This is a genomic window from Lysinibacillus macroides (genome assembly GCF_001281525.1).
Classification (GTDB): Bacteria; Bacillota; Bacilli; order Bacillales_A; family Planococcaceae; genus Lysinibacillus; species Lysinibacillus macroides.
The window spans coordinates 1,278,309-1,291,681 of record NZ_LGCI01000005.1 but is presented as its reverse complement, the minus strand read 5'-3'; the positions used below and the strand labels follow the sequence as shown (position 1 = coordinate 1,291,681).

Here is a 13,373-nt window from a genome sequence, read left to right as displayed (position 1 = left end):
TTAGTGTTGACATACCAAAACTTTCAGTTTTTCATTAACTAAGTGGAATGTAAATCTATAGGTAGTTGCTGGATAGTCCTTTATATTAAGATGTTGATGAACTTCCGTTTGTTTAGGGAACGGTGAATTATCACTCCCCTCATTAGCAGACGTCAATTCTCCACCAACAGTATTTAATACTTTAAAATGACCTTTATCTTGTTGATAATACCAGACTACTGGTTTCGCATCTACAGAATCAGATTCTACCGGTATTGTAATGGTCTGAGTGTTAGGCTTAGCTGCAAAAGCTGTACTGGTGTTTATACTTATTGTCACTAAAAATAGTAACAATAATAGTTCAATGAGAATTTTTCTTCTCACTAACAATCACTCCTTAGAGTGGAGACATGAAGGTATAGCTTTTCCCATTAACTAAGTGGCTAATAGTGTAAAAATCAGCATCATTGAATTTATCTACCCAAGAGCTGAACCACATAGTAACTTCATCTCCAGGTTTAATATTCCAACCATTAACTTGTTTATTTAATTCATCACTCCATTGGTTAACAGAGTAAATAGAACCCTCTGGGAAACCAAAAGATTTGTAGCTAGGTATAGGATCTACTGTACTGTTTAGTAACTCTGGTTTATTAGACTCCATTGTGTAGTCAAGAGCATTAGGAGTAGATTTACTGGCTACAAATACATGTTCATTAAATGCTAAATAAACAGGTTCCTTATCCATCACTTGAGCATTAAAGCTACTAGCAGTAAACATGTATCGGTAAACGCCTTTAATATTTTTAGGATTAGTAGTATCTACTAGGATAGTGCGGTTAACTCGAGCTTTACCGATACCTGAACGCTGTTCATACCATTCTTTTCGTAAATCCATAAATGTACCATCAGATTGCTCATGAACTTTAATATTAGCAACAGTCACCATGTTAGTCCCTGTTTCAGCTACTTCAACAAGTTCTTGTAATTCTGAAAAGTCGGTTGGTTTCTTTTCAATTACATTTAAATAGCGTGTGATGATACTGGCAACTTCTGCACGTGTTGTATTGCCATTAGGTTTGAATGTAGAATCAGAATAACCGTTTAATAATCCCGTACCAATAGCTACACCGATATAAGGTAAATCTTTCTTATTTACCCCACCTTTATATGTTTCTGGAATAGGAATCAGTGTAAGGTCTGACTTAGCCATTGTATTGACAATAGTTGTATATTCAGAATGTTTACTAGCTAACCCTTTAGTCAACCATGTAGCCATCTCTGCACGAGTCATAGCTTTATTAGGTTCGAATTTACCTGTTCCTGCTTCAATGAATCCAGCACTGATACCTTTGTTAATTGAATCGTAAGCCCAGTGATTAGATGGTACATCAGAGAAAGAGTTTTTCTTAGTCGCTTCTACTCCTAATATACGAGACAGAATAGCTGCAAACTCTGAACGAGTTACTTGATTGCTAGGTCGGAATGTACCATCTTCATAACCCTTTAAATAACCCTTTTGAGCTACCTTAGAGATGTCACCATAAGCCCAGTGACTGCTTTTAACATCTTTAAAAGTTGTACTAGCTTCAGCTGTTACAGGATTAAATCCTACACAAAGTGCTGGTGTCATTAGCATTGCAGTAGTTGCCATTAAAAATAAATTCTTCTTTTTCATAATTGAAATCCTCCGATTCTATGTTCTTATTTTTGTAAGTATTGGATGTCAGCCATAAAGCCTGCTTTAGCCGCATCGTCTACTTTTGTAAACGTATCTATAAATTTATATTCCACTTAGTTAATGAAAAACGTAAAAATGACGAGGCATCCACGAATGTCATTATTAAATTTATATTCCACTTAGTTAATGAAAAACCTACAGCAACTAGCTTAAAAATGCGTGTAAAAGCTAATTTATATTCCACTTAGTTAATGAAAAACAACAAGCAGTAGACAAAAAGCTGATTGATAAAGCGATTTATATTCCACTTAGTTAATGAAAAACGTTAATCGCATTACTCTTAGTGCTCGCTAATCAAGTAGATTTATATTCCACTTAGTTAATGAAAAACCCACCTTAATCATAATCAAAAAACCCTTATTTTTCAACGGTTTGATAGGTTAGTGGTAGCAGCAGATTTGAGTAATTTGCAGCCAATCGGTAGTCTAAAGATTGGCCATTGACCCAAACATGCCGTAAAGTCAGATGTGGTGTGCTTTGAAGTGATTTTGTGTTAAAAAGTGATTCACTGCAATCTTATAAAAGAGAATCTATTAGATTCCATTTTGGCAAGAGTTGATTAACTCCTATAGATTCTCTTTTTCTTATTTAACCTCTATAAAAACATACTTTCAAAATCTTTTTCTACACCGTAGACCGTTTTTTTCATGTTTTTTGGATTAGCAATTCGATAGACATAAATAGAATCAACATGGGGATTGGCTTTTGTGGCGAGCTCGGCTAAGCATTGCTTTAAAAGCCCTTCTGTAATTTCTCCTTCAAATAAGGAATTTTGTGTCCACGTTAAATATTTTTTCAACACTTTATGAACCTTCCCTACACGTTTTATATCCACATCATAAGCAACTAGCACGTACATACCACCACCACGCCTTCAATGCTTTATAATCTTCATCGCCAATTAGATGCTTAATGAGCTTATAACATTCTAACCGAATTAAAAAACGATATGAAGTTTGCCGGTTTAATTTTCGATGTTTAACTGTTGTGCTCATACGCTTTTCAAATTCGGCGATAAAAATTTTACGCCCCATTTCATTTAACAGACAAATATGCTCTTCAACATATTCGAAATGTTCTGCACGAATCATTTTTTTATTAATTAACATAAAAATCAAATTATCCATTAGTAATGGTTTAAAAATTTCTGCTAAATCTAGTGATAAGGAATATCTTCGTGAGCCAGGCTCATGCAAATAGCTGATAGTAGGATTTAATTGCGTTTTGTACATTTCAGATAATACGGCTGTATACATTAAACTATTGCCAAACGAAATAAGCGCATTGATAGGATTTGTGGGTGGGCGTTTTTCTCTTTTAGTGAATTGGAAATCTGGATTTTTAATGATAGCATTAAAGCATTGATAGTAAGTAAAGCGAATTTTCCCTTCAATGCCCATGAGGGTTTGTATATCTGAAGCATCCGCTACTTGTTTCTTTAGCTGCTCGATTTCATGGATGAATGGTGCTACTTCATCCTTGTAGCGACGAACATTGCGCAACATATGATGAATAGCACTATAGACAAATTGTTGGGCAATATATAATCTCTTATTAATATCTAGCACATGCGCTGCCTGTTGAACATCAACAAAGCCTGCTACTTTTTTTCGTCTAGGTATGTAACTACCTGAATAGTAGCCATAATAATTATAAAAATGTAGCATCACATCTTTTTGATTCATTAAGTTGAAAAAAGACGTATTAAAGTCCATTTCTGCAAATACATGAAGGTTTTCTGTATTTTCGATTGGCAATGCTTTTTTCGTACCATCCTCAAGCACTAAAGAAATCGTAGAATCTTTTCTCTGAATTCTTCCATTATTAAATAAATAAACATTTTTCATTCTTCTTCACCTACCCAACAGAAAGAATAATAAGCACATTTAGTACAATACCTGAATTTTTTCTTCTTTGGTGGCTTGTCTAGCTGAATAATTTGTTGAATTTGAGCTAACCATTGTGGAATTTTCTTTCGATCCTCATTCGTTAATTCAATCTCATCTACACGTTTCTCTTTTGGATAATGAATTTTTCCCTTTCGATTAATACCCATTTGTTCCAGCACAAATAAATAATATAAAAGCTGTGCTTTATCAGCCTCCACCATTTTACTACTCGATTTCACTTCTCCAACATATTTCTTATCCATCATATCAATACGAATTAAATTGTCGATTAACACTTCTTTCGATTTTTGACGTTGGTAGGATGTATCATGTAGCACTTTCCCCTGTTGTACACGATCATCTTCATCCTCAAAACCAAGTTGATGTGAATGTAGCCATAATTTACGCTCGCATACTTTGAAATATTGGACCTGCAAGCCTGTTGCCTGTAAATCATCCCATTGCATATACTTTCACTCCCTCAGGATTATTGGAATAATGCATCGTAATCATTTTCAAAGATTAATCCTTGGTCTTCCGTGTACTGATAAGTAATAATAGGATATTCTGTAAAGCGGTCGACTCTAATTGTTGAGGAAATCTCTCCATTTTTTCGTTTTCTTGCATTGTCATATGCCCAAGTTGCAATTGGCACGGTGAATTTTTGTAGCTCAATTAACAATTTAATACGCTGATCTAATGGCAATTTCTCTGAAATTTGTTCATTTATATCATCTATTTTTGTTCTATTTTGATTATAAATTACATATGGTATCACTAATTGATTTTGTATATCTCGTAGTGTAGGCTTTTCTTCCTCTTGATAAGGTAATAGATCCTTATACCAAGCTAATGTTTCATCAAATGTTTTCATATAGTCGCACACTTCGCCTAGCGCCTCTCTACTATACACTTGCTCCACGATATCCATTTTAGTTTGTTCATCAATTAATTGATTGTTGTATTGTAATAATACTTCTTTTGACTTCTCATAAATCGTATAATCCACAATAGATCTTCTAGTATTTGCAATGCCTGATGGTAGTGGCTCCCCTGTAAAAACATAAATATTCGGGATGTTTTCCAAATAATCTCGTTCACGATACACACGCCCCATACGTTGAAATAAGCCTGATGCATCTGAAAGCTCAGTAAACAAAACATCAAAATCAATATTAACGCTCGCCTCTACTAACTGTGTTGTAATCCATATTCCTGTACATGTACAAATTCTTTTTCCTAATTTTAGAATAGCATCTTCCTTTTCTTTTCGATGCTGGCTTATAAAACGTCCATGTAATAAGGAAACGGCTATCTCAGTAGCTTGAAACGCCTGATATAACTGTTGCGCTTTCGTCACCGTATTCACAATAATTAATACTTTTCGATTCAGGGCATGCTTTAAAATTTCTTCTTTTGTTAAATCTTTTTCAACGATTTGCATAACGTGACGCTTAATTGGCTGATTATCTGAATTTCGTTTTAAAAATGGTTTGCCTGGTTTTTCAAATGGAACGTCTAACCGCTTTAATGCTTCTACGAAAAGTGGCGGTAATGTCGCCGTCATAATTAAAAATTTCCCACCCATATCCGTAATATATTTCAACCCTAGTACAATAAAGGCGGCTAATCGCGGGCTATACATTTGAATTTCATCAATAATGATTTTGCTGTAAGACAATGTAGCGAGCTTCATTTCAAAGCCTGGATACAGCCCAACAAAATCAATAATTTGGTCGATGGTTGTCACTGTTAATGGCATTGATAGATTTTTTGCATGTGTGACCGTAACTAAATCAAGGTCTTGGTCATCTGCACGCTTCACATACTCAGCATGCATATCACTATGCAATAAGCCTGTAGTCTTCCTATTACAGCCAATTTCTGCAATTAATCTATCATAAATCGCATTAATAGACACTTTCAACGGCAATGTGAAAATGCCTTTATCATTACCTAGCCACCATAGAGCTGCTTCTGTTTTCCCAATGCCTGTTGAAGCAATGACTACATGATTAGCTTGTTGGCGATGATACAAATGCTCTTGCAATTCATTCTTATCGTGACCTTTTTCGCGAAAATATTTCTCCATCTTTTGTGGCAACTTCTCAGGCGGAACCTCGACTTCATAATTCCCGCTTGCTGCGTAGTCTAGTTTGTTTAATAATCCTTTGATTCGTACGAAATGATTAAGATGATTACGATTTCGGAGATACTTGCGTTCAGTGAATTCCTCATAATCAAATATGGGTTCTTCACGAATAGCAAGATCTTTCGTTGTATCAAATGTGCCGAAATCCTCAACTAACATCGGAACATATTGCCCTAACTCCTTTTCAATATCCTCATTGCTGTCATCAAAATTTTGCTCCTCGCGTTCATGATGATAATATACAGCTAAAATCAATATAGTAACTTCTTCCTCGCTATATTGTTCCAATAAATCATCAATTGGTATAAATGCACAACTTACATAACCATGGGGAATTTCAGCGAATTCAGGAAACAAGTCTTTAATTCTTTCTTCTATATCATGCACTTTATTTTGAAACTTGGTGTTTGCTTTCCCTACATCATGATACTTTACTGCAAGCAATAAAATTTTCCAATCTTTATCTGACAATGCACTTGGATATATTTTACCAAATAAATCCCACTGTTTAATCAGTTCATTTGTGTGCTCAGCAATTGTTTGTGCTGGCTTATCTTTTTTAGCTGATTTTGCTAATAGCTTTTTAAACATATAGCTATCCCCTTTGTGAAAAAAGAATGGAGAGCATGCCCCCATCCCTATGCTAAAAATATCGTAAAACCGTCTTCATCAAACTCTAATTCCTTGCGCCCATACATTGCATTTGTGGGTGTAGCTGGAACATGAAACACATTCACTTTTTCCCATTGGCGAATTTGCTTTCCTTTAGCAATTTCGATTAATTCATATGTTTTATTTAAACGATAAGATGTCCCATTTTTTTTGTAAATATCTCTTTCTTCTACCATCGTATGTGGTATAAAAATATCGTATGGGACTGTCTTATGTCGCTTCGTTCTTTCTATTGCGATCTCCACCTCTTTCACCACATTCACCTGCAATAAATCCTCACGTCTGCCTAAAGATAGATATTCCGCAGGTGATTTTAGTGCTTCGACAATTATCGGGATATACTGCTCATCCTCTGGTACAATATGTAAAACGAGCTCTACATCTACTAGTAGCTCTGTTGTAGAAACTCCTCGTGTGATTCCATGAGCTTTGCCATCGGATAACTTGACTTTTAGTTGGTGACGTCCTTGCTCGTATGAACTACACGCAAACTCATAACGTGTCCATAAATCGTTAACCTTTGAATGGTATTTGCCTTGAATACTCACCTGCATTGGTACATAGCTTGTAAAGCCACATGCCGCATGCACCATACCAATAACAGTTGAGTACGGGGGCAATGGATACGATTCCTTTATTTGAAAACTCGTCGGCTTTTTATAGTTCACCAAGTTCTGATAAGCCTCAATTCGAATCCCCTTCATTTACTCACCTGCTTATTTATAATAGTCTGTAACAGCTTGCTCCAGCTGTACAAAGAAATCTGCCATTGGCCTTGCCTGTAAATGTTGCTCAATTTCATCGTCATTCGCTAATAAGCCTTTCACTAAACCAACATGAGTATTTTCTTGAATATGGATATCCAATGCCAAAATACCTTCAACCGTCGATACCGCAAGCCTATTATTTTGAAGTTTTAAGCGGTTTTCGAAAAATGGGTTTTTCAAATCATAGACACCACCGATTGCCAAAATTGGTGCTAAATTTTCACGTCGTCCTTTAATATCTCGATATAAAAACTTCAATGTACGAAGCAATGAAATTACACGATTTGCCCGCTCTTCTAACGGAATCTCGATTTGATCATTTGCATCAATGCCGACTTTATCTAAATCAATCGTCAATGTATACGCATAAAAGGATTTATGGATTTCACTTTGTGCAATATTGCCTCCTCTTAATTCTCCCCCTGTAGCGGCACTTTGATGGCGGTCAAATAATCCTTTATTTGTTAAAAACTCTAAATCTGTATTATAACTTTCAAGCGCAACTGCATTGGATAAACGAGCAACCGCAGCACGGGTTTTTGTTGGCTTTACTGTTTTCATATAGCCGAACAAATCAATTTCTGGATAGTCTGCAATAGTTGTCTCTGGGTGAAATTGGATAACAGAGCCATCCACTCCTAATGGCGTATTATTCACACCCATTTGATCAACAATGTTATAGCGCAATGCTTGTCGAGAAATGTACGTGTAAACTTCATGATCTCCGCGTGAAATCTTTTTCAACGAAGCCACATTCCCTACGCCTTCACCATAGTTCGCACTTTCCGCTTCGAATATAATGCTAATTGTTAGTCCCTTTTTATTCATGTTCTTTCTCCTCCTTCGCTTTATCCTTTTGCTCAAATTCCGCCCCATTTAGTCCAATTAAAAATGCATAACCAATCGTTTGGAATTTTTCTGGATTATTTAATGCTTTCGTAAAAAATAGTGGTATACCTAATTTTTCATGACGTTTATAGTTATAAGCTTGTACAATTGTTTCCATAAATTTATTTGGATTTTTCACTTTTAGAGCGTTTAACAAACGGTGTGAAATTGCATTTAATTTTGGATCTTGTCCTCTATATAATTTTCTCAGCTCATAACCACTAATACGAATGCCTCTTAGCTCTTGATCTGTCATCCGCTTCTCCTCCTCCAACCCATAATTCGAAATTTTCAAAATTCTATGGATAGAAAATATATCTTTATAGTCTTCTTCTACTTTTAAACGTAATAAACGATACAATAAATCATAAAGACTTTGCCCGTTGTAAAAACGGCGAATCACCTCTTGATACAAGCTAATATATTCCCCATTTTCCTTCGTAAACTTTCCTGTTAAATAATGAAAATCTTTGCGACTGTTATAAAGCTGTTGTGCTTTTTCACGTGACAGCATATTAAATGTATATGGTCTTGTATCATGATTTCGGTCATACTTAACAATTTGAATATTGTCAATTTCAACGTTTTTCTTGTTTTCAGCATGTTGGTACATTTCATCAACAATCTTTGAGTACGCCATTGCCTCAAGCTTATCGCGCGTATATTCTTCTCCTTGAGCATCTCGCAGTTGAATTTTATTATAAGCGTATAACTCCTTAAACGATTGATTATTATTAATAAATAGACCTACCCCATTTTTCAACGTAAACCCTAATGGCAAGCAACTGTACACAATATTACATATTGGGCAAATAAATAGATTGCGCTGATGGTTCCAATAATGTGAAGATTTCCTTGCTCCATCAACACCTAAATTTTGTACCCAAGTAAGATCAAATGCCTTTGAAACCGTTTTCATTTTATTATCACAACACGCGCATGTTAGCTTGTTTTTCTCATATTTTTTAACATCCTTTTTAGATGCTAAAAAATCCTGTGCAGGCTGAATGAAGTAGTTAAAATATTCTTCATATAAATCCTTTTTGCTCGCTGTGCTATTTAAAAATGACACATTTGACCAGAAACTTTGAATGACTTGATATGAAAGAACGCGCGGTACAATATAGCGTTTGGCATCCGCATGCTTTAAATGCTCCACAATTTCTAATAATGCATCTACAGCCTCGGCAATTTGTGGCTGTATTTGCTCAAGTGTCTCACTTTTCTTTTGTGTCACCTTTTTCAAACTCTTCCCTGCTTCTAAAAAATCAAAAGGAATGGCAGATAAAAATGGATACACATTTTTATAGCTATTTGACGATAGCCAATACTTTACTTTATCAATATGGTCATTTAAGCGCGTTAAATTTTTAGCATCTACAATATCTTTCTTTGCTTTTTGCAAAAAGTCGCTTATAACACCATTCGTCATTCGATAGTAGTTTGTTTCATGTTCATACTCATTCGCTAAGTAGGCAAAATAATGCTCATGAAAATTGTCTAAGTTACTTTCTGGAAAGCGGATGGTTTGACCATCTTCTTTGTAATCCAATTTTGCGTATTTAAAAACACGGCAAATCCCAAGTATACTGGCATTGTAAATCGTTTCCTCCAATTGTAGTTCAATCATTTACTTCACCTCCTATTCATTGATCATCTCAATACAGCCAAGCATTTGTGATCTTCTAAAGCCTAGCCCCACTTGAGTTAACAAAGCTAAATCTTCAGCATGCCCACCTAACACAAAGCTTCCTTCAAACCCATTAAGATAAAGAATTCCTTTCGCATTTAAGTTGATAAATTTATCATGCTTTAATTGCACTACCTTTTTTTGCATGGCGACAGGTGTAAAAACAAGTGGTTGATGTAATGCTCGTCCAACAATCGACTTCAAGCATTCATTTGCAGCATAGTTTAATTCCTTCTCATAATTCGGGTCATCTATATTGAGATATTGATTATTTTTATCCTTCATAACAATGGTGCTATTAGTCCTAAATAAAGCTTGGGACTTTGTTGGTAATTTTTCAGGTAGAAACTTAACGTCTTTAATATTTAATGTGTATGACTTGTACTGGATGTGTTGTTGCACAAGCAAGCCATTATAAAGGGTAAGCATAAATGCTATATCGGAAGAGGAAATCGTAATGCGGATATCTTGATGAATCGTAAACTCTTCATGCTCTAGCGTATAACCATTTAAATAAATCGCGCCTGTAAAAGGACGCATCATTTTATTCGCTTGATTTCCCTCAAAATTATACATGCTTTCCATTAGCTCTGGATTAGCCAAGGATAAGCCAGCTTTTACAATGCTTACACCGATAAAATGATAATGTCTTGGAATCTTCTTAGTCTCAGCGATAATTTGTATCCTCATTTTTTCACCTCCTTGTAAAACTAAATCTATCCTCATATTAAAGAAATAAGGATAAATTTACTATTATATTAATCTGTTTTTTCCAAATATTCAATATTATATTTTCTTAAAAATAAATTAATAAAAACTTACACTGGATTAAAATTTTATTAGGATGATATTCTCATGTATTTTTATTGTCATTCTTGAGATAATGAAATTTTAAGCAACTAAGTGGAATATAAATGTGTTTGTTTTAATGAAATTTAATTTGTTTGAAAATCATCTTTATTTTCTATTAACTATGTGGAACGTAAATTTTATCTTTCACCTGTTCAAAAAAGCTGTTAAAGGAATATGTACTAGAACTACCTCAAAAATAAGCTATGATGTAAAAAAGGTTTTGAAGGCATACTTTAATAAGATTGCAGTGAATCATTTTTTACACAAAATTGCTTCAAAGTGCGCCATCCCTAGCTTTACGGCACATTGATGTCAAAGGTAAATTTTCAGACTACCGATTGGCTGCAAATTACTAAAATTCACTGCCATACCCAACCCACTAAAGCGTTGAAAAATAAGGGTTTTTTGATTATGATTAAGGTGGGTTTTTCATTAACTAAGTGGAATGTAAATGTACCACCAGCACCAGCAACGGTAGAGGAAGAACAGGTTTTTCATTAACTAAGTGGAATGTAAATCCGTTACTCATTATGGCAGGTGCTGGCTCGGGGAAAAGTTTTTCATTAACTAAGTGGAATGTAAATAACGCTGCCGACACAGCGCGCGGACATTGAAAACTCGGTTTTTCATTAACTAAGTGGAATGTAAATAACTACTGACAGCAGTAAAGGGGCTGCTGCCGAAGGTTTTTCATTAACTAAGTGGAATGTAAATGGCGTCTATGTATTTGACTGGAGCAATCAGGGTATCCCGTTTTTCATTAACTAAGTGGAATATAAAGTTAATCTATCGAGGTTTCGAAACAGAACTAGCAACTTTCTCGATTAACCAAGTGGAGTATAAATTTGCCTAAGCTACTACCAAGTATGATTTTCTTATCAGATCTTTTGTTACTTATGTACAATAAAAATAACACCTATCATTATTTTCACTATTGTAGTTATTTTTTTGAAGGAATCGAACGCATATAAAACACCAGGCACCTCCTTTAATTGATACGTTTATCGTACCGGAGGTGCTTGGTGTTTTGTAAGCCCGAAATATAAAAAAATAGCGCACCTTAATGGTACGCATGACGAATGGCCAGCTAGCTGAATTTTTTTCAGCTGGCTGGCTATTTTGCACATGTGGCTTGAATATTTTCTGACCATGGTAGATAGTTATGTAAAATTTCAGGTTGCTGGTGAAACAGTACATTGGGTAACTCTGTCATCAACTTTACCAAGTACTGATAAAAATCAATTCCGTTTGCCTTAGCTGTTTCAGCTAAACTTAAACAAATGGCATTTGCTTTCGCACCTGCTTCACTAACAGAGAAAAGCCAGTTTTTTCGACCCATGACATTTGGATGAATCGCATTTTCAGCTGGATTGTTATCAATGGCCACATTTCCGTTTTCAAGAAACATCATTAACGCTGCTTTGCGGCTCAATGTATATTCAGCTGCTTTCGCAATAGCGTTTTTACCAAAGAATGGCGAGCGATCAATCCAATCAAAAAATTCATCCACAATCGGCTTTGCTTCTTGTTGGCGAATTTGCACACGCTCTTCTAATGAAAAGTGCTTAATTTTACGCTCAATCTGAAATAACCGATCACAATATGCCACGCCTATTCGTCCATTTTTACTGTCAGCTTTTAACCAATAACGACGTACATGTGCCCAACAGTTGGCGAACTGAACATGAGGTAATTGACTATATGCTGAATACCCATCACAGATGACAGTGCCTTTAAAACCCTTGATTAAATCTTCCAAGACGGCTCGCCTACGAGAAAGGGCACTCTTAAATAAAACGATAATAAACCCTTCACTCTGGACACTACGACATACCCAATTATAGGCGTTTGATTGTGCTGATTTTCCATCAGAACGCTTAATGATTTGTGCATAGGTTTCATCTATATGAAGCACAGATTTTTCCGTTACTAGCTGCTTCATTAAATCGTAAAGTGGTTGAAGCCAATCTTCTGCCACACGTATTACCCAGTTAGACAAATTTTTATCGTTTGTATATAAGCCATGGCGTTCCCACTCATTTACCTGACGATAAAGAGGTAAGTACTGAATAAATTTATCGTAAATAAGCTTCGCCAATACTGTAGGGCCGGCAATACTTCTTTGAATCGCACCTTGTGGTGCTTTCCCACGTTTGATTTGTGCTTTTTGTAGGGCATCTTTTTTACATGATTTACACTCGTATACATGTTCAAAATGCTGCACACGTTTCATCGTAGCCGGAATGAACCTTGCTTCTTCACGTACCAAGATGGAAGTGAATTCAACCATTTCCCCACGACAACAGTCACAAACTAAATGAGCAGGGTGATGATGAATTTCTTCCATTTCTATCTCTTCATGAAACGAATCATTTCGTTTTTTATTTGTCTTTTTGCGAGTAATCGTATAACTAACTGCTTCGGTGCTTTGTTCTTCTGTCTGCTCAGATTCGTTAAAAGACGGGTCATTTTCAAATAAAGAAACTTGCCCATCGGGCGCTTGATACTTGGATTTCTCTGATTTGGAGCGATATAAAGCCTTTGTTAATTGGCGGACTTGTTCCGTTAATACTTCAATTTGTTTAAGTGATTGATCCAATTTATTGGTTAATTCGTCATTCTGTTCATTCGAATGTGCTAATTGTTGCTCTAACAATTGAATTAATCGTTCAGTCTGTTTCGTGGAGGCATTTTCCAAATCATTCACCACATTTCGTTCAAGATAAGTTATGGATGATTATAC

At 35.4% G+C, this 13,373-nt stretch carries 11 protein-coding genes and 1 CRISPR repeat array; all 11 genes read right to left on the bottom strand.

Going from position 1 to position 13,373, the window contains the following annotated elements:
- The 11 genes from ADM90_RS09115 to tnpC all read right to left on the bottom strand — a co-directional run bounded on the left by ADM90_RS09115 (position 1) and on the right by tnpC (position 13,337).
- Complete coding sequence (locus ADM90_RS09115) at positions 1–363, bottom strand: hypothetical protein (protein ID WP_053994660.1); 363 nt, start codon at positions 361–363, stop codon at positions 1–3.
- Positions 364–376: 13 nt separating this feature from the next.
- Positions 377–1,657: an S-layer homology domain-containing protein gene (locus tag ADM90_RS09110; protein WP_053994659.1), complete on the bottom strand. Its 1,281-nt coding sequence runs from the start codon at positions 1,655–1,657 to the stop codon at positions 377–379.
- A gap of 658 nt (positions 1,658–2,315) precedes the next feature.
- Positions 2,316–2,579 carry a CRISPR-associated endonuclease Cas2 gene (gene cas2 / locus ADM90_RS09105; RefSeq protein ID WP_053994658.1) on the bottom strand — a complete coding sequence of 88 codons (264 nt, stop codon included), beginning with the start codon at positions 2,577–2,579 and terminating at the stop codon, positions 2,316–2,318.
- Complete coding sequence (gene cas1b, locus ADM90_RS09100) at positions 2,557–3,567, bottom strand: type I-B CRISPR-associated endonuclease Cas1b (RefSeq protein ID WP_053994657.1); 1,011 nt, start codon at positions 3,565–3,567, stop codon at positions 2,557–2,559. Before cas1b ends, cas2 begins: the two co-directional genes overlap by 23 nt.
- On the bottom strand, positions 3,564–4,076 hold the full coding sequence (gene cas4, locus ADM90_RS09095; protein WP_053994656.1) for a CRISPR-associated protein Cas4: 513 nt from the start codon (positions 4,074–4,076) through the stop codon (positions 3,564–3,566). Before cas4 ends, cas1b begins: the two co-directional genes overlap by 4 nt.
- 20 nt (positions 4,077–4,096) lie before the next feature.
- Positions 4,097–6,352: a CRISPR-associated helicase/endonuclease Cas3 gene (locus ADM90_RS09090; RefSeq protein WP_053994655.1), complete on the bottom strand. Its 2,256-nt coding sequence runs from the start codon at positions 6,350–6,352 to the stop codon at positions 4,097–4,099.
- A 47-nt stretch (positions 6,353–6,399) separates the two neighbouring features.
- Complete coding sequence (gene cas5b, locus ADM90_RS09085; RefSeq protein ID WP_053994654.1) at positions 6,400–7,137, bottom strand: type I-B CRISPR-associated protein Cas5b; 738 nt, start codon at positions 7,135–7,137, stop codon at positions 6,400–6,402.
- Positions 7,138–7,149: 12 nt separating this feature from the next.
- A complete protein-coding gene (gene cas7i / locus ADM90_RS09080; protein ID WP_053994653.1) occupies positions 7,150–8,028 on the bottom strand; it encodes a type I-B CRISPR-associated protein Cas7/Cst2/DevR in 879 nt (292 codons plus the stop codon).
- Positions 8,021–9,718 carry a Cas8a1 family CRISPR/Cas system-associated protein gene (locus ADM90_RS09075; RefSeq protein WP_235473393.1) on the bottom strand — a complete coding sequence of 566 codons (1,698 nt, stop codon included), beginning with the start codon at positions 9,716–9,718 and terminating at the stop codon, positions 8,021–8,023. Before ADM90_RS09075 ends, cas7i begins: the two co-directional genes overlap by 8 nt.
- A 12-nt stretch (positions 9,719–9,730) precedes the next feature.
- Positions 9,731–10,468 carry a CRISPR-associated endoribonuclease Cas6 gene (gene cas6, locus ADM90_RS09070; RefSeq protein WP_053994652.1) on the bottom strand — a complete coding sequence of 246 codons (738 nt, stop codon included), beginning with the start codon at positions 10,466–10,468 and terminating at the stop codon, positions 9,731–9,733.
- A gap of 585 nt (positions 10,469–11,053) precedes the next feature.
- Positions 11,054–11,411: a CRISPR direct-repeat array (repeat unit 30 nt; unit sequence GGTTTTTCATTAACTAAGTGGAATGTAAAT).
- A 333-nt stretch (positions 11,412–11,744) separates the two neighbouring features.
- Entirely contained in the window at positions 11,745–13,337 is a 1,593-nt protein-coding gene (gene tnpC, locus ADM90_RS09060) for an IS66 family transposase (RefSeq protein WP_235473390.1), read from the bottom strand.
- Positions 13,338–13,373 lie beyond the last annotated feature (36 nt).

What these genes read in the sequence shown, in the direction of transcription:
- ADM90_RS09110 (WP_053994659.1), bottom strand. Translation starts at nt 1,657, where the DNA reads ATGAAAAAGAAGAATTTATTTTTAATGGCAACTACTGCAATGCTAATG.
- cas2 (WP_053994658.1), bottom strand. Translation starts at nt 2,579, where the DNA reads ATGTACGTGCTAGTTGCTTATGATGTGGATATAAAACGTGTAGGGAAG.
- cas1b (WP_053994657.1), bottom strand. Translation starts at nt 3,567, where the DNA reads ATGAAAAATGTTTATTTATTTAATAATGGAAGAATTCAGAGAAAAGAT.
- cas4 (WP_053994656.1), bottom strand. Translation starts at nt 4,076, where the DNA reads ATGCAATGGGATGATTTACAGGCAACAGGCTTGCAGGTCCAATATTTC.
- ADM90_RS09090 (WP_053994655.1), bottom strand. Translation starts at nt 6,352, where the DNA reads ATGTTTAAAAAGCTATTAGCAAAATCAGCTAAAAAAGATAAGCCAGCA.
- cas5b (WP_053994654.1), bottom strand. Translation starts at nt 7,137, where the DNA reads ATGAAGGGGATTCGAATTGAGGCTTATCAGAACTTGGTGAACTATAAA.
- cas7i (WP_053994653.1), bottom strand. Translation starts at nt 8,028, where the DNA reads ATGAATAAAAAGGGACTAACAATTAGCATTATATTCGAAGCGGAAAGT.
- ADM90_RS09075 (WP_235473393.1), bottom strand. Translation starts at nt 9,718, where the DNA reads ATGATTGAACTACAATTGGAGGAAACGATTTACAATGCCAGTATACTT.
- cas6 (WP_053994652.1), bottom strand. Translation starts at nt 10,468, where the DNA reads ATGAGGATACAAATTATCGCTGAGACTAAGAAGATTCCAAGACATTAT.